The sequence below is a fragment of the Streptomyces sp. NPDC051051 genome (assembly GCF_040682975.1).
GTDB lineage: Bacteria > Actinomycetota > Actinomycetes > Streptomycetales > Streptomycetaceae > Streptomyces.
In genome coordinates, this window is the sequence record NZ_JBFBCB010000090.1 from 1 (window position 1) to 15948 (window position 15948).

A 15948-nucleotide genomic window follows, 5' to 3' on the forward strand; every position below is an offset into this window, starting at 1 on the left:
ATCGGGGCGACCCTCCGCCTTGCGATCGCACGCACCAGACGCCGCCGGGCCTGCCCTTCGGGCAGACGACGCTACTTTCGAAACACGCCCTAGGGCGTGTCCGGCAGGGGGGTCAGGAGCATGCGGCCCGCGAAGCCGACCGCCGCGTCGAGGCGGTCGGTGAACTCCCCGGCGACGTCCGGGAGACGGCGCAGGGCCCACAGGGCGCGGGCCGCGGACCAGGTGGCCTCGCGGGCCCGCTCCAGACTCCAGGAGCCGAGCAGATGGGTGAGCGGATCGGCGATCCGGAGCAGGTCGGGGCCGGGCGTCAGGTCCTCGTGCACGCGCTCCTCCAGCGCCACCAGGAGATCGCCCACCCGGTCGAACTCGTCCTCCAGTTCGGCCGGTTCGCAGCCGAGGCTCCGACAGGCGTCCACGACGGCGAGCGCGAGGTCGTGCCCGACGTGGGCGTTGATGCCCGCGAGCGCGAACTGCAGCGGCCGTACGCCCGGGTGGCGGCGGAGCTGGAACAGCGGGCGCCAGCAGGCCGGGGGACGGCGGTCGGCCGTGGCCGCGTCGACGGCGGCGAGGTAGCGCTCCGCGAACCGGACGTCCAGCGTGACAGCGGCTCGGGGGTCGTCGAACCGGCCGGTGCCGATGTGCCGGTCCACCTCCTCCGTCACGGCGAGGTAGGCGCGGTTGAAGACGGCGATCCCGTCCCGTGGCGGGAGGGCCGCGTCGAGGGCGCGCATACGGGAGAGCACCCCGTCGACGCCGGCGGACGCGCCGGGGGGAGGGACGAACTGTTCCGGGTGCGGCATGCAGGAAGGGTCGCAGCCCCGGGAGGGCCCGCGGGTCCGCAGGCCCGGCGCTTCCCCGGAACGGGCGAACAGGTCCGTCGCGCGGGAGGCGAAAGGCGCGTGCGGGCCGTACCCGAGTCGCGGGTCGGACGGCGGGGCGCCGCACCCGCCGCCCCGGCCGCGACGGTGGTCGGGCGGGCGCCCCCGGTACGCCTACGAGCCGGTCTCGTCGTAGGAACTGGTGCCCTCGTCGAGGAGCGGCGGCTGGTTCTTGAGGTGGGCGGGGGCGAAGGCGCGCAGGGCGTGGTAACCGGTGATGACGACCAGGGTGCCGAGGGCGATGCCGCTGAGCGAGAAGGTGTCGGTGAACTCCATGGTGACGTTGCCGACGCCGATGATGATGCCCGCGGCGGCCGGGACCAGGTTCAGCGGATTGCGCAGGTCGACCCCGGCGTTGAGCCAGATCTGGGCACCGAGCAGGCCGATCATGCCGTACAGGATGACGGTGATGCCGCCGAGGACACCGCCCGGGATCGCTGCCACCACCGCGCCGAACTTGGGGCACAGGCCGAACAGCAGCGCGAAGCCCGCCGCGGCCCAGTAGGCGGCCGTGGAGTAGACGCGGGTCGCGGCCATCACGCCGATGTTCTCGGAGTACGTGGTGGTGGGCGGGCCGCCGACCGCCGTGGACAGCACGGAACCGATGCCGTCGGCCGAGATCGCCGTGCCCAGCTGGTCGTCCAGCGGGTCGCCGGTCATCTCGCCGACCGCCTTGACGTGTCCGGCGTTCTCCGCGACCAGCGCGATGACGACGGGGAGGGCCACCAGGATCGCCGACCACTCGAAGCTCGGGCCGTGGAAGGACGGCAGGCCGATCCAGTCGGCCCGGCCCACGGCGGAGAGGTCCAGCCGCCAGTGGTCGACGACCTTGCCGCTCGCGTCCGCCGACTGGATCCGGCCGAAGATCCGGTCGAACGCCCAGGAGATGCCGTAGCCGAAGACCAGACCGAGGAAGATCGCGATGCGGGACCAGAAGCCGCGCAGGCAGACCACGGCCAGACCCGTGAACAGCATGACCAGCAGGGCCGTCCACTGGTCCTGCGGCCAGTAGGTGGAGGCGGTGACGGGGGCGAGGTTGAAGCCGATCAGCATCACGACCGCGCCCGTCACGACCGGTGGCATCGCGACGTGGATGATCCGGGCGCCGAACCGCTGCACGGCCACGCCCACCAGGAAGAGCGCGACACCCACGACGAGGACCGCGCCGGTGACGGTGGCGCTCGTGCCGCCCTGGGCGCGGATGACCGCCGCGACGCCCACGAACGACAGCGAGCAGCCGAGGTAGCTGGGCACCCGGCCGCGGGTCGCGAGCAGGAAGATCATGGTCGCGACGCCCGACATCATGATGGCCAGGTTGGGGTCCAGGCCCATCAGGACGGGGGCCACGAAGGACGCCCCGAACATGGCCACCACGTGCTGTGCGCCGAGGCCGGCCGTGCGGGGCCAGGAGAGCCGCTCGTCGGGGCGGACCACCGCTCCGGGCTCCGGCGTGCGCCCGTCGCCGTGCAGTTTCCAGCGGACGCCAAGATCCATGGTGGGTTTCGCTTTCGTTCGTGCGGCGCCGAAGCCGTTCCGGTGCGGAAGTCGTCCCGGTGCGGTGCGGAAGTCCTCCGGCGCGGTGTGGATGTCCGGCCCATTCTCACGCGAATCCGGAGGGTGAGCGACCGCTTAGGATAGGGGTGATTGCCTCGTACATCTTCCCTCGTCCCCCAGGAGCCCCGCCCGTGACCGCCGAAGCCCCGGCCGCCCCCGCCCTGTCCCACGGCCGGCTGATGCCCGTCACCGTCCACTTCGACGACCTCGACGCGCTCGGACTGCTGCACAACGCCCGCTATCCGCTGATGGTCGAGCGGGCCTGGACCGAGCTGTGGCAGGAGCACGGCGTGCGCTTCGAGGGGGACTGGGCCGCGGCCGGCGACGCCTGCAACGCCGTGAAGGAACTGCGCATCGGCTACGAGGCGCCCGTCACCAAGCCGGGTGCCTACGCCGTCCACCTGTGGCTGGAGCGGCTCGGCAACACCGGCCTGACCTACGGCTTCCGGTTCTGCTCGGCCGACGGGGCGGTCACCTACGCGCGGGGCACCCGCGTCCTGGTCCGCCTCGACCCCACGACCATGCGCCCGGCGCCGTGGAGCGAGACGCTCAGGAGCGCGGGCCGGGCACTGCTGCGTCCGGCGGACTGACCTTCACGGACCTGCGCTCGCCGCCGCGCAGCACGCCCGCGAACACGACGAGCCCGAACGCCAGCACCGTCACCACGCCGAACGACACCACGAGGCTGGTCGCCTGCGCCACCCCGCCGATCAGGCTCGGCGCGATCAGCCCCGAGGTGTAGGTGATGGTCGCGACGCCCGCGATGGCCTGGCTGGGGTTCGGGCCGCTGTGCCCGGCCGCCGCGAAGCACAGCGGGACGACGACGGCGATGCCGAGGCCCATCATCCCGAACCCGCCGATGGCCGTCGCCGGGTGGTCCGCCACCACGATCAGCAGCCCGCCCGCGGCGGCCAGCACCCCGCCCGCACGGACCGTGCGGACCGCGCCGAACCGGTTCACCACGGCGTCCCCCACGATCCGGGCCACCGCCATGGTGAGCATGAAGCCGGTCGTGCAGGCCGCCGCGAGACCGGCCGAGGTGCCGAGGTGGTCGTCCAGGTAGACCGCCGACCAGTCCAGGCTCGCGCCCTCCGCGAACACCGCGCAGAACCCGACCGCGCCGATCAGCAGCGCCGAGCGGGGCGGCAGGGTGAAGCGCGGCGGGGGCTCCTCGTCCTCGGTGGGCCGCAGGTCGAGCACCCACCGGCAGGCCAGCAGGCCGAGCGCGGTGAGCGCGGCCGCCGCCAGGGCGTGGTGCAGGCGCGCGTCCGTGCCCAGGTGCGCGGCGAGGGTGCCGGCCGCCGAGCCGAGCAGCGCGCCCGCGCTCCACATGCCGTGCAGCCCCGACATGATCGACTTCTCGAGCCGCTGCTCGACCTCGACGCCGAGGGCGTTCATCGCGACGTCGGCCATGCCCGCGGTGGCGCCGTAGACGAACATCGCCAGGCACAGGGTGAGCATGTCCGGCGCGAGGGAGGGCAGGACCAGTGCCAGCGTCCACAGCGCGAGCAGTGCGCGCAGGGCGGCCCGGCTGCCGAGGCGGTGGGTGATCCGGCCGGCCAGCGGCATGGCGCAGGCCGCGCCGAACGCGGTGAAGGCCAGGGCGAAGCCGAGCTGGCCGGCGCTCACGGAGGCGTGGTCCTGGATCCACGGCACCCGTGTGGCGAAGGAGCCGGTGACCGCGCCGTGCACGGTGAACACGGCGGCCACCGCGTACCGGGCCCGCCGCACCTCCGACGGTGCGTATGCCGCTTCGCTCATTCCCGGGCCCCTCCTCGCCGGTGTGCCGCCCGGCGCGGTGCCGTGCGCAGGCCGCGTCCGTGCGGCGCCTGCGTAAACTATCAGGAACCCTGCCTGATAAATAGAGGCCGGTCCGGGGTGACGCTCCGGCGCCCATGGGAGGATTCCGCGCATGCCCGCATCCCCGAGCACCGCCCGGGCCATCAACGACCGGCTCGCCCTGCGGCTCCTGCAGGACGAAGGCCCTTTGACGGCGGGGCAGTTGAAACAGCTCACCGGCCTGTCCCGGCCCACCGTCGCCGACCTCGTCGAACGCCTCACCGCCTCCGGCCTGATCGAGGTCGTGGGCGAGGCGGGGGAGCAGCGGCGCGGCCCGAACGCCCGGCTCCACGGCATCGTCGCGGACCGGGCCCACCTGGCGGCGCTGGACGTCCGCACCGAGGGCGTCGCCGTGCTGGTCTCCGACCTGGTGGGGCGGGTGCTCGCCGAGGCGTCCGTGCCCATCGGCGGCGACATCGGCACGGGGCCCGCCGTGGAGCAGGCGGTGACCCTGGTCGAACGGGCCGTGAAGGAGGCCGGGGCCGACCGGCTGCACACCGTCGGCATCGGCGCGCCCGGCCTCATCGACCCCGCCAGCGGCGAACTGCGCGACTCCTCCGGCCTGCCCGCCTGGCACCGCCGCCTGGTGGCCGCCCTCCAGGAACGGCTGCCCGCGGCCCGCGTCACCGTCGAGAACGAGACCAACCTCGCCGCCCTGGCCGAACAGCGCGAGGGCGTCGCCCGGGACCGCGACACCTTCGTGCTGCTGTGGCTGGGCCACGGCACGGGCGCGGCCGTCGTCCTGGACGGCACCCTGCGCCGGGGGGCCTCCGGCGGCACCGGCGAGATCGGTTTCCTGCCGGTCCCCGGCACCACCGGCCTGCCGTCGGCCACGGACTGCGAGGGCGGCTTCCACTCCCTGGCCGGCTCGGCGGCGGTCGCGGCGCTGGCGCGGGAGCACGGGCTGGGCCCGGCCCCGGACCCGGTGCCCGGCGAACCGGAGGCGGCCGGCCTGGTCCGGGCGGCGGTGGCGCGGGTGGAAGCCGGCGCAGGCGACGGCCGGGAGGCCCCCGGCAGCGACTCCGACAGCGCCTCCGCACGCTTCCTCGACTCCCTCGCCGACCGGCTGGCCATCGGCGCCGCCTCCGTCGTCGCCGTCCTCGACCCCGGATGCGTGGTCCTCGGCGGGGAGGTCGGCCGGGCCGGCGGCGAGACCCTCGCGGCCCGGGTGGCGCAACGGCTGCGGCGGATGGCGCCGCTCCCCACCCAGGTGCGCCCGAGCCCCCTGGGCGGCGCGGCGGTACTGCGCGGCGCACTGCTGACGGCACGGGAGTCCGCCCAGGCGGAGCTGTTCGGAGGCCGTGACGGCTGAATTCCCCAGGGGGCCGGGTCGTGGAGAGGCCCGGCGGCGGGCAAGGGCCGTCGTCACCGCCACCGGGCCGGTCGTACCGGGTCAGCAGGAACCGAGGTCCCGCCACACCCCCCAGTCACCGGTGGTGCCGGGCTCCTCGCCCCTCGTCCACCACTGGGCGCGCCAGGTGCGCCCCTTGTGGGACACCCGGCTCCCGCCGGCGTACTCCGCCGTCGCGGCCCAGGCGGGGGCGGTGCACTGCCCGGTCCCGCCGGAGGGCGACGGGGAGACGCTGCCCGACGGGCTCGGGCTCGCACTCGGGCTCGGACTGGCCGGAGCCGACGGCCCCGGTTCCACCACCGTGGTGCCGCGCGCCAGGTCACCGGCCAGCGCGTACGTCCGTCCGCCGAAGGTCACCGTCCAGTTCGAGGGCGTCGACACCGGCAGGTGGTAGACGAGATCCAGCTCCGCCGACGCCCCCGGCGCCAGCGTCTGCCAGGTCGGCAGCTTCAGCGACACCCGGTGGTACGCGCCCTTGAGACCGCCGACGTTGCTCCCCGTGTGATCGCTGCTGATCACCGAAGTGCCCCAGCCGGACTGGTCCTTGGCGTTGCCGGGCGCCGACGTGCCGTAGTCGAAGCGGAACTCGGTGCCGCCGGGCAGGGTCGTCGACGTGTTGTTGGTGATCCTGAGCTTGGGGCTGATCGGGTAGTTGGAGTCGCCGAGCGGGAACTGCCCGAACTCCACGTCGATCTTCAGCGCCTCCGCCGGCAGCTCCGCCGTCGACCGCTTCGCGCCGTAGGGCGAGGCCGACCGGAACCTCTCGTACATCGTGGAGGTCAGCGTCGACCCCGGCTCGTACTGCCCCTCGGCCGCGTTCCAGCCGTAGTCACCGGCCAGCTCCCACACCATGGTGCCGCCGATGCCCTGGTCGACCACGTAGTCGGCCTTGGCGGCGACGGACTGCTCGTCCTCGGTGGACAGGAACACCTTCTTCTCGGCGTTCCACAGCCAGGGCGCGACCAGCGTGGCGTCGTACCTGCGGGCGTACGTGCCGGTCAGCCGGGTGTCGGCCGGGAAGCCGTACCGCGTGACGTAGTCCCCGACGACGCCCTTCTCCAGGTTCTTGGCGTGCCACATCGGGTTGGATCCGGCGGGCGCCTCCTTCCCGGCGGTGTCCAGGTCGTGCCAGAGGTTGTCGATGCCGACGGCGCCGTCCCCGCACCTGGTGAGGCCGGACCCGGCCGGACAGGTGGTCGTGGCCGCCCTGCCCCACAGCCCGTCGGTCCCGCCGGTGACGTTCCTGAACCCCCGGGTGTAGTAGGGGAGCCCGATGTTGATGCGGCCGGCCGGCATCGACCCACGGAAGTAGTGGTAGGCCCAGTCGGTGTTCAGGTAGCCGATCCCGCCGTACTGCGATGTCGAGTACACGCCCGCCGCGGCGAGTTCGGCGTCCTTGCCGTCGTCGAAGAGGGAGGCGTTCGGGCCGACGTACTCGTTCCAGGCGCCGTGCAGGTCGTAGGACATGATGTTGACGTAGTCCAGGTACTTCTGGACCTGGAAGGTCTCCATGCCGCGCAGCAGGTATCCGGACGAGGGCGCGGCCACCGACAGCAGGTAGTGCTTCCCGTCCGCCGAGCCCGCGCGGTCGAGCTTCTCGCGCAGCGTCCTCATCAGCGCCGCGTAGCCCTTGACGAGTCCGGCGCGGCGGGCGTTGGAGAGGGACCAGTCGAGCGGGTTGCCCGCGTCCTTCATGGTCGTCGGGTACTCGTAGTCGATGTCGACGCCGTTGAAGCCGTACTTCCTGATGAAGTCGACGGCGGAGTCCGCGAAGGTGTCGATGCCGGTCCGGTTGACCGAGCCGTCCGCGTTCGTGGCCATGGAGTAGAAACCGCCCGAGTCGACGCGGGTGCCGTCGGCGGCGAAGTAGCCGCCGGTCTCCGCCCAGCCGCCCACGGAGATCAGGGTCTTCACGTCGGGGTGCTGCTTCTTGAACTTGTTGAGCAGGTTGAAATGGCCCTGGTAGGGGAGTGCCGGGTCCATGTCGGCACCGGCCACGCCCGGCCAGGTCATCCCGGTCGCCGCGTTGGCGGCGCCGTCCGCGCCGACGGAGAGCTTGCCGGCCCCGTCGACGTGCGCGAACGCGTAGTTGAGGTGGGTGACCTTGTCCCACGGGATGTCCGGGGCCAGGTAGGCGGGTGTGCCGTCCTTGCCGGTGCGCCAGCCGGTGAAGTAGCCGATCACCCGGCGCTGGTGGTCGGCGCCCATCTTCTCCCGGCCGGCCGTGTCGTAGACCGAGCAGTAGGGGACGTTCACGCCCGGCGTCTCGTAGAGGCCGTCGGGGCGGCAGGACTCCTGGTCGGCGGCGTTCGAGACGGTGGCCGGCAGTCCGGCGAGCAGCAGGCCCGCCACCGCCGCCGCGGCGGCGAACAGTGCGGGTCTCGCCCGGTGTCGTGAGGGGGACAGCACAGTCGGTTCCTCTCCACGGAAGTTGCGCAGACCCTAGAGAGGACTAGACCAATGCGTCAATAGGTATGGACCAACCGGGAGAGGGGGTGCCCCGGTCGCGAGTTGGGGCGCCGGGCGGCCCGGCCGGGACGTCCCTGCGCCTGTGAGCCACCCCACAGACGTCACCCGCATGGACGCGTACCCGGCGTGGCACACTGGCCCTGTACCTAAAGCAGCGCACTCCGGGGTCGGTGAAATTCCGAACCGGCGGTTACAGTCCGCGACCCGACCGCTTCCAGCGGCCGGTTGACCAGGTGAAATTCCTGGACCGACGGTTAAAGTCCGGATGGGAGGCAGTGCGCGGCGGGCGGGCATTCGTGCGCGCCGCCGTATCCGTACTCGTCCGTGGACGAGTCTGTCCGGCGTCGCCCCCCGATGTCCTCACCCGTTTCACTCTGTCGTCATCGACAGGCCCCGGAGTCCGTGCCCGAACGAGGCAGGAGGACCCGGGAAGTGTTCACCGGAATCGTCGAAGAACTGGGCGAGATCACCGCTGTCGAGAACCTCGACGACGCCTGTCGCTTCCGCGTCCGCGGCCCCGTCGTCACCGACGGCGCGAAACACGGTGACTCCATCGCCGTCAACGGCGTCTGCCTCACCGTCGTCGAACACGAGGGCGACGAGTTCACCGCCGACGTCATGGCCGAGACCCTGAAGCGGTCCAGCCTCGGCGTCCTCACCGTCGGCTCCCGCGTCAACCTCGAACGGCCCACCGCCGTCGGCGCGCGTCTCGGCGGCCACATCGTGCAGGGCCACGTCGACGGCACCGGACAGGTCCTGGAGCGCACGCCCTCCGAGCACTGGGAGATCGTCAGGATCGCCCTCCCCGCCGGCCTCGCCCGGTACGTCGTCGAGAAGGGGTCCATCACCGTCGACGGCATCAGCCTCACGGTCGTGGAGGCCGGGTCCGACCACTTCACCGTCAGCCTCATCCCCACCACCCTCGACCTGACCACCCTCGGCCTCAAGCAGCCCGGCGACCCGGTCAACCTCGAGGTGGACATCGTTGCCAAGTACGTGGAGCGCCTGATGACCGCCACTGACGGGGCGGCGAAGTGAACTCCCTGAACTCCGAGGCCTTCGTCCTCTTCGACCAGCACATCCTCTGGTCGGACATGATCGGCAACATCTTCGGACTGGCCGCACTCGCACTCGGCTGGCGCCGGTCCATCTGGAGCTGGCCGGTGCAGTTCCTCTCCGGCCTCGTCCTCTTCGGCGCCTTCTTCGGCCACCTCACCGGCAGCGCCGGCAAGCAGGCCGTCGTCATGGCCGTCGCCCTCTACGGCTGGTGGCAGTGGAACCGCGACCGGAGCGGATCCGCCGACGGCCACATCACCCCGCGCTTCGCCACCTGGCGCGAGCGCGCCGCCATGACCGGCGCCGCCGTCGGCGGCACGGTCGCGGTAGCGCTCCTCTTCACGGCCTACCCCACCCTGTCCTGGGACCCCTGGCCCGACGCCTACATCTTCGTCGGCACCGTCGTCGCCATGTACGCCCAGGCCAAGGGCATGGTCGAGTTCTGGTTCGCCTGGCTCCTCGTCGACCTCGTCGGCGTCCCCCTGAACTTCGCCAACGGCTACGCCTTCTCCGGCTTCGTCTACGTCATCTACGGCGCGCTCGTCCTGTGGGGCATGCGCGACTGGTGGCTGCGCTCCCGCAGGGGTCCGCGGCCCGCTCTGGAAGGAGCGCCCGCATGAGCACGGCACCCGTCCTCCACACCCCCGACGGCGTCGAGGACTTCGCGCTCGACCCGGTCGAGAGGGCCGTCGCCGACATCGCCGCCGGCCGTCCGGTCGTGGTCGTCGACGACGAGAACCGCGAGAACGAGGGCGACCTCGTCATCGCCGCCGAGAAGGCCACCCCCGAGATCGTCGCCTTCATGATGAGCGAGTGCCGCGGGCTGATCTGCGCCCCCATGGAGGGCGACGAACTCGACCGGCTCGAACTCCCGCAGATGGTCGCGGACAACACCGAGTCTATGAAGACCGCCTTCACCGTCTCCGTCGACGCCTCCGCCGCGCACGGCGTGACCACCGGCATCTCCGCCGCCGACCGCGCCACCACCCTGCGGCTCCTGGCCGACGGCACCGCCCGGCCCACCGACCTCGTCCGCCCCGGCCACGTCTTCCCGCTGCGCGCCAGGCCCGGCGGCGTCCTCGTGCGCAACGGGCACACCGAGGCCGCCGTCGACCTCGCCCGGCTCGCGGGCCTGCGCCCGGCCGGCGCCATCGTCGAGATCGCCGGCGAGGACGGCCGGATGCTCCGCCTGCCCGAGCTGATCCCCTTCGCCCGCAAGCACGGCCTGACGATCATCTCCATCGAGGACCTGATCGCCTACCGCCGCACCGCCGAGCCCACCGTCCGCCGCGAGGCCGAGACCCGCCTGCCCACCGTCCACGGCACCTTCACCGCGTACGGCTACCGCTCCACCGTCGACGGCGTCGAGCACGTCGCCCTCGTGCACGGCGAGATCGGCGACGGCGAGGACGTCCTCGTCCGCGTCCACTCCGAGTGCCTCACCGGGGACGTCTTCGGCTCCGCGCGCTGCGACTGCGGCCCCCAGCTCGACACCTCCCTGGAACGCATCCAGTCCGAGGGCCGGGGCGTCGTGGTCTACCTGCGCGGACACGAGGGCCGCGGCATCGGCCTGCTGTCCAAGCTCCGGGCGTACGAACTCCAGGAGCGCGGCCGGGACACCCTCGACGCCAACCTCGAGCTGGGCCTGCCCGCCGACGCCCGCGACTACGCGGCCGGCGCCCGGATCCTCGACGACCTGGGCGTGCGCAGCGTACGTCTGATGACGAACAACCCCGAGAAGACCGACGCGCTCACCCGGCACGGCATCGAGGTCGCCGCCCGCGAACCGATGCCCGTCCAGGCGGGCGAGCACAACATCCGCTACCTGCGCACCAAGCGGGACCGGATGGGACACGACCTGCCCTGGCTGGACACGGCTCCCGCGTCCCCCTGCGGCAACCAGTAAGAACGGCACGAAGGAGAGACGTGAGCGGCAAGGGTGCACCGGAGCTGTCCGTACGCAATGTGGGTGACCTCAGGGTCGCCGTCATCGCGGCGCAGTGGCACGAAAAGGTGATGGACGGTCTGGTCGACGGCGCCCTGCGCGCCCTGCACGACCTCGGCATCGACGAGCCGACCCTGCTCCGGGTCCCCGGCAGCTGGGAACTCCCGGTGGTCGCCAAGGTCCTCGCGGGCCGCGGCTACGACGCGATCGTCGCCCTCGGCGTCGTCATCCGCGGCGGAACCCCGCACTTCGAGTACGTGTGCCAGGGCGTCACCCAGGGCCTGACCCAGGTCTCGGTCGACACCGGCGTGCCCATCGGCTTCGGCGTCCTCACCTGCGACACCGAGGAGCAGGCCCTGGACCGGGCCGGCATCGAGGGCTCCACCGAGGACAAGGGACACGAGGCGGTGACGGCGGCGGTGGCGACCGCGGCCACCCTGCGCTCAGTATCCGAACCCTGGCGGTAGGCCGGCCCGGACAACGGCTAGGGTGGGACCACCATGTCCAAGAAGACGTTCGAGGAGCTGTTCACCGAGCTCCAGCAGAAGGCCGCCGACGGCGACCCCGCCACTTCCCGCACCGCAGAACTGGTCGGGAAGGGGGTCCATGCCATCGGCAAGAAGGTCGTCGAAGAGGCCGCCGAGGTCTGGATGGCCGCCGAGTACGAGGGCAAGGACGCCGCAGCCGAGGAGATCTCGCAGCTGCTGTACCACGTCCAGGTGATGATGGTCGCCCGCGGCATCTCGCTGGACGACGTCTACGCCCACCTGTGAGCCCCGCCCGCCACCCCCGAACCACACCACGCGAAGGAAGCCGACCTCATGCTGCGCATCGCCATCCCCAACAAGGGTTCCCTGTCCGGACCTGCGGGGGAGATGCTGCATGAGGCCGGCTACCAGCAGCGCCGCGAGTCCAAGGAACTGCGGATCGTCGACCCGGAGAACGAGGTCGAGTTCTTCTACCTCCGCCCCCGCGACATCGCGATCTACGTCTCCTCCGGCCGCCTCGACATCGGCATCACCGGCCGCGACCTGCTCATCGACTCCGGCGCCGACGCCGAGGAGATCCTCCCGCTCGGTTTCGCCCGCTCCACCTTCCGCTTCGCCACCAAGCCCGGCACCGCCGGCGGCGTCGAGGACCTCAAGGGCATGACGGTCGCCACCTCCTACGAGGGGATCGTCGCCAGGCACCTCGCCGACCACGGCATCGACGCCTCCGTCGTCCACCTGGACGGCGCCGTCGAGACCGCCATCGAGCTGGGTGTCGCCGAGGTCATCGCCGACGTCGTCGAAACCGGCACCTCCCTGCGCAACGCGGGCCTGGAGGTCATCGGCGAGCCCATCATGAAGTCCGAGGCCGTCGTCATCCGCCGCACCGGCGCCGACGGCGAGGAGCCCAAGGTGCAGCAGTTCCTGCGCCGCCTCCAGGGCGTCCTGGTCGCCCGGACGTACGTGATGATGGACTACGACTGCCGCGTCGAGCAGTTGGAGAAGGCCGTCGCGCTCACCCCCGGCCTGGAGTCGCCGACCGTCTCCCCGCTGCACAACGAGGGCTGGGTCGCCGTCCGTGCCATGGTCCCCGCCAAGGAGGCCCAGCGGATCATGGACGACCTGTACGACATCGGCGCCCGCGCCATCCTCACCACGGCCATCCACGCCTGCCGCCTCTGAGAACCCCGGGAAGATGTCCGACCAGCCCACGCTCCCCGTCACCTTCCGGCCGAGCCGCACCCGCGCGGTGCTCCTCTCGGCCGGAGCGGTGCTGTTCCTCGTCATCTCCGCCGTCGCCCTGCTGCTGGAGCTCGGGCCGGGGGAGCGGCTCAGCTTCGTCCTCACCGGCGTCCTCTGCTTCTGGGTCCCGGCCCAGCTCGCCCGGGTCAGGGTCGTCGCCGACGACTCCGGTGTCACCGTGGTGAACATCGCGAGCAGGCGGCGCCTGGAGTGGGCCGAGATCCTCCAGGTGAACCTCCGGCAGGGCGACCCCTGGGTGTTCCTCGATCTCAGCGACGGCACCAGCCTGCCCGCGCTCGGCATCCAGCCGGGCATCGACAAGCAGCAGGCCATCGCCCACGCGCGCGCCCTGCGCAGCCTCGTGGAGGCCCGGTCCGTGCACGACCCCGACCAGGATCAGGGCTGACGCGGAGCAGTGTCAGGGCTGACTCGGGGGCGTCCACCCTGCCGCTGAAGCCCCTGTCTTGATTAATCTGGTGACGGAGGCGTCCCCTTTGCGCCTCCACCCCTGTCGTGCCCTGCCGGGCGCACGGGGGGTCCTGCTACCCGAGGAGTGACCCTCTCCGGCGATGGACGGTTCGTCCTGTAGTACCTGCGCCGCCCCCTCCGAAGCGGAGGCGGCGGCTTCATGACCATCCCCCTGCTGCTCCTGGCAGCCGCGTTCCTGCTCATCCTCGCCAACGGCTTCTTCGTGGCCGCCGAGTTCGGGCTCGTCACCGTCGAGCGCCAGGAGGCCGAGAAAGCCGCCGCCGAGGGCGACCGACGGGCCCGTACGGTCGTCGAGTCGCTCAAGGAGCTGTCCTTCCAGCTCTCCGGCACCCAACTCGGCATCACCATCACCTCCCTCGTCGTCGGCATGCTGGCCGAACCGGCACTCGCCGAGCTGCTCGGCGGCCCCCTCACCGCGATCCGCGTCCCCGAGGGCGCCGTCTCCGGCGTGGCCGTCGTCATCGGCATGCTGCTGGCCTCCGCCGTGCAGATGGTGATCGGCGAACTCGTGCCGAAGAACTGGGCGGTCTCCAGGCCCCTCCAGGTCGCGCGATTCGTCGCCGGCCCGCAGCACGCGTTCGCCCGCCTGTTCCGGCCGGTCATCGCCGGCCTCAACGCGGTCGCCAACCGGCTCGTGCGCGCCCTGGGCGTCGAACCCACCGACGAGCTGGCCTCCGCCCGCACCCCCGGCGAACTGGTCTCCCTGGCCCGGCACTCCGCCCAGGCCGGCACGCTCGAACAGGACACGGCCGACCTCTTCGTGCGGACCCTGTCCCTGGCCGAGCTGACCGCGCAGCACGTGATGACCCCGCGGGTGAAGGTCAGCGCCCTCCAGGCGTCGGCCACCGCCGAGGACGTGGTCAATCTGACCCGCGCCACCGGCCTGTCCCGCTTCCCCGTCTACCGCGAGAAGATCGACGAGGTCGTCGGCATGGTCCACCTCAAGGACGCCCTGGCCGTCCCCGTCCACGACCGGCTGCGCACCCCGCTCGGCCGGATCGCCCGCCCGGCCCTGCTGGTCCCCGAAACCCTGCCCGTGCGGCCCCTGCTGGCCCGGCTGCGCAGCGAGCAGCCCATCGCCGTCGTCGTGGACGAGTACGGCGGCACGGCCGGCGTGGTGACCCTGGAGGACATCGTCGAGGAGATCGTCGGCGAGGTCCGCGACGAGCACGACGGCCTGGACACCCCCGAACTGGCCGCCGCCCCACCCGAGGACGGCAGGCCCGCCTGGGACGTCGACGGCAGTTGCCGGGTCGACACGCTCCGGCGCATCGGCCTCGACGTGCCCGAGGGACCGTACGAGACGGTCGCCGGGCTCGTCGCCGACCTGCTCGGCCGCATCCCGGCCGTCGGCGACCGGGCCGAGCTGCCCGGCTGGCGGCTGTCGGTCCGCCGCGTCGGCCACTACCGGGCCGAGCGGGTCCGGATCGTCCGCACCGGAGTGGTCGTGGAGGTCGCCCGATGAGCGTGCTCCAACTCCTCTTCGCCGGCCTCCTCGTGCTCGCGAACGGCTTCTTCGTCGGCGCCGAGTTCGCCCTCGTCTCCGTCCGCCGCAGCCAGATCGAGCCGCTGGGCACCGCGCGGGCCCGCCAGGTCCTCCACGGCCTGGAACACCTGCCGCAGATGATGGCCGCCGCCCAGTTCGGCATCACCGTGTGCTCGCTGACCCTGGGCGCCGTCGCCGAGCCGACGGTGGCGCAGCTGCTGGAGCCGGTCTTCGAGGGCATCCACCTGCCGCACGGCATGATCCACCCGCTCGGGTACGTCATCGCCCTGGCGGCCGTGGTCTTCTTCCACCTCGTCGTCGGCGAGATGGTCCCGAAGAACCTCGCCATGGCGGCCCCGGAGAAGGCCGCGCTGTGGCTCAGTCCCGGTCTGGTCGCCTTCGCCCGTCTCTGCCGGCCGGTCACCGTCGCCCTCGGCGCCTGCGCCCAGGGCATCCTGCGCCTTTTCAGCGTCGAGCCCAAGGACGAGGTCGAGGCCGTCTTCACGAGCGAGCAGCTCAACCGGCTGGTGGAGGACTCCGGTCAGGCCGGCCTGCTCGATCCCGAGGAGCAGGAGCGGCTGGAGGACGCGCTGGAGCTGGGCTCCCGCCCGGTGACGGACGTCCTGCTCAAGCGCGAGTCGCTGGTGACGGTCCCGCCGTCGGTCACTCCCGGGCAGATCGTCGCCCTCACCGCCCGCACCGGCTACTCCCGCTTCCCCGTCGCCGCGGAGAAGGGCGCCTTCATGGGCTACCTCCACGTGAAGGACGTCCTCGACCTCGAGGAGTCCGACCGGGCGGTGCCCCAGCAGGTGTGGCGCCCGATGACGACGCTCCGCTCCGAACTGCCGCTGGACGACGCGCTGACGGTGATGCGGCGGGCGGCGACGCACCTGGCGCAGGTCGCGGACGCCTCGGGCAGGGTGCTCGGGCTGGTCGCCCTGGAGGACGTCCTGGAGCTGCTGGTGGGCGAGGTGACGGATCCCGCCCACCGGGACTACCCCGAGGTGGTGATGGCGACCTAGGCGTGCTGTCCGGACAGCACGCCTAGGGCGTGTTTCGAAAGTCCCGTCTGCCCGGCGACGCCTGGCACGCACGCTCGCCGCGTTGTCGGGGGGGGGGCCGCGACACCCCAAAAGAGGCGCGCCCCCCCC

15 protein-coding genes and 1 riboswitch are annotated in these 15948 nt (G+C 72.3%); of the genes, 11 read left to right on the plus strand and 4 right to left on the minus strand.

Annotated features, from left to right (window positions below; translation table 11 throughout):
• Nucleotides 1-89 precede the first annotated feature (89 nt).
• Nucleotides 90-800: a DUF5995 family protein gene (locus AB0N31_RS34985; RefSeq protein ID WP_366062561.1), complete on the minus strand. Its 711-nt coding sequence runs from the start codon at nucleotides 798-800 to the stop codon at nucleotides 90-92.
• A gap of 192 nt (nucleotides 801-992) precedes the next feature.
• The gene (locus AB0N31_RS34990; protein ID WP_366062562.1) at nucleotides 993-2372 is read right to left on the minus strand and encodes a solute carrier family 23 protein; all 1380 of its coding nucleotides are present in this window, start codon (nucleotides 2370-2372) and stop codon (nucleotides 993-995) included.
• 191 nt (nucleotides 2373-2563) lie between these two features.
• Here AB0N31_RS34990 and AB0N31_RS34995 point away from each other — a divergent pair, with 191 nt between their 5' ends.
• Complete coding sequence (locus tag AB0N31_RS34995; protein WP_366062563.1) at nucleotides 2564-3022, plus strand: thioesterase family protein; 459 nt, start codon at nucleotides 2564-2566, stop codon at nucleotides 3020-3022.
• Here the strand turns inward: AB0N31_RS34995 and AB0N31_RS35000 are convergent.
• Nucleotides 2982-4193, minus strand: coding sequence for an MFS transporter (locus AB0N31_RS35000; protein ID WP_366062564.1), 1212 nt, complete (start codon nucleotides 4191-4193; stop codon nucleotides 2982-2984). The genes AB0N31_RS34995 and AB0N31_RS35000 overlap by 41 nt on opposite strands.
• A gap of 151 nt (nucleotides 4194-4344) precedes the next feature.
• On the opposite strand from AB0N31_RS35000, the gene AB0N31_RS35005 reads away from it, so the two are divergent.
• On the plus strand, nucleotides 4345-5583 hold the full coding sequence (locus tag AB0N31_RS35005; RefSeq protein ID WP_366062565.1) for an ROK family transcriptional regulator: 1239 nt from the start codon (nucleotides 4345-4347) through the stop codon (nucleotides 5581-5583).
• Between the two features lie 81 nt (nucleotides 5584-5664).
• Here the strand turns inward: AB0N31_RS35005 and AB0N31_RS35010 are convergent, their stop codons facing one another.
• Nucleotides 5665-8031, minus strand: a complete 2367-nt coding sequence (locus AB0N31_RS35010) for a chitinase C-terminal domain-containing protein (RefSeq protein WP_366062566.1) — start codon at nucleotides 8029-8031, stop codon at nucleotides 5665-5667.
• Nucleotides 8032-8243: 212 nt separating this feature from the next.
• A riboswitch (FMN riboswitch) is annotated at nucleotides 8244-8374 on the plus strand.
• Between the two features lie 149 nt (nucleotides 8375-8523).
• Here AB0N31_RS35010 and AB0N31_RS35015 point away from each other — a divergent pair.
• From AB0N31_RS35015 to AB0N31_RS35055, 9 genes are all read left to right on the plus strand, one after another.
• On the plus strand, nucleotides 8524-9129 hold the full coding sequence (locus AB0N31_RS35015; protein ID WP_366062567.1) for a riboflavin synthase: 606 nt from the start codon (nucleotides 8524-8526) through the stop codon (nucleotides 9127-9129).
• Complete coding sequence (locus tag AB0N31_RS35020; protein ID WP_366062568.1) at nucleotides 9126-9767, plus strand: nicotinamide mononucleotide transporter family protein; 642 nt, start codon at nucleotides 9126-9128, stop codon at nucleotides 9765-9767. Before AB0N31_RS35015 ends, AB0N31_RS35020 begins: the two co-directional genes overlap by 4 nt.
• Nucleotides 9764-11053, plus strand: coding sequence for a bifunctional 3,4-dihydroxy-2-butanone-4-phosphate synthase/GTP cyclohydrolase II (locus tag AB0N31_RS35025; RefSeq protein WP_366062569.1), 1290 nt, complete (start codon nucleotides 9764-9766; stop codon nucleotides 11051-11053). The genes AB0N31_RS35020 and AB0N31_RS35025 overlap by 4 nt, the downstream gene beginning before the upstream one ends.
• A gap of 20 nt (nucleotides 11054-11073) precedes the next feature.
• On the plus strand, nucleotides 11074-11559 hold the full coding sequence (ribH, locus tag AB0N31_RS35030; RefSeq protein WP_366062570.1) for a 6,7-dimethyl-8-ribityllumazine synthase: 486 nt from the start codon (nucleotides 11074-11076) through the stop codon (nucleotides 11557-11559).
• Nucleotides 11560-11592: 33 nt separating this feature from the next.
• On the plus strand, nucleotides 11593-11865 hold the full coding sequence (locus AB0N31_RS35035; protein ID WP_356280403.1) for a phosphoribosyl-ATP diphosphatase: 273 nt from the start codon (nucleotides 11593-11595) through the stop codon (nucleotides 11863-11865).
• A 48-nt stretch (nucleotides 11866-11913) separates the two neighbouring features.
• Nucleotides 11914-12762: an ATP phosphoribosyltransferase gene (gene hisG / locus AB0N31_RS35040; RefSeq protein WP_363091415.1), complete on the plus strand. Its 849-nt coding sequence runs from the start codon at nucleotides 11914-11916 to the stop codon at nucleotides 12760-12762.
• Nucleotides 12763-12775: 13 nt separating this feature from the next.
• Nucleotides 12776-13228, plus strand: a complete 453-nt coding sequence (locus AB0N31_RS35045; protein WP_366062571.1) for a PH domain-containing protein — start codon at nucleotides 12776-12778, stop codon at nucleotides 13226-13228.
• A gap of 222 nt (nucleotides 13229-13450) precedes the next feature.
• On the plus strand, nucleotides 13451-14776 hold the full coding sequence (locus AB0N31_RS35050) for a hemolysin family protein (RefSeq protein ID WP_366062572.1): 1326 nt from the start codon (nucleotides 13451-13453) through the stop codon (nucleotides 14774-14776).
• Nucleotides 14773-15819, plus strand: a complete 1047-nt coding sequence (locus AB0N31_RS35055) for a hemolysin family protein (protein WP_366062573.1) — start codon at nucleotides 14773-14775, stop codon at nucleotides 15817-15819. The genes AB0N31_RS35050 and AB0N31_RS35055 overlap by 4 nt, the downstream gene beginning before the upstream one ends.
• The last annotated feature ends 129 nt before the right edge of the window (nucleotides 15820-15948 follow it).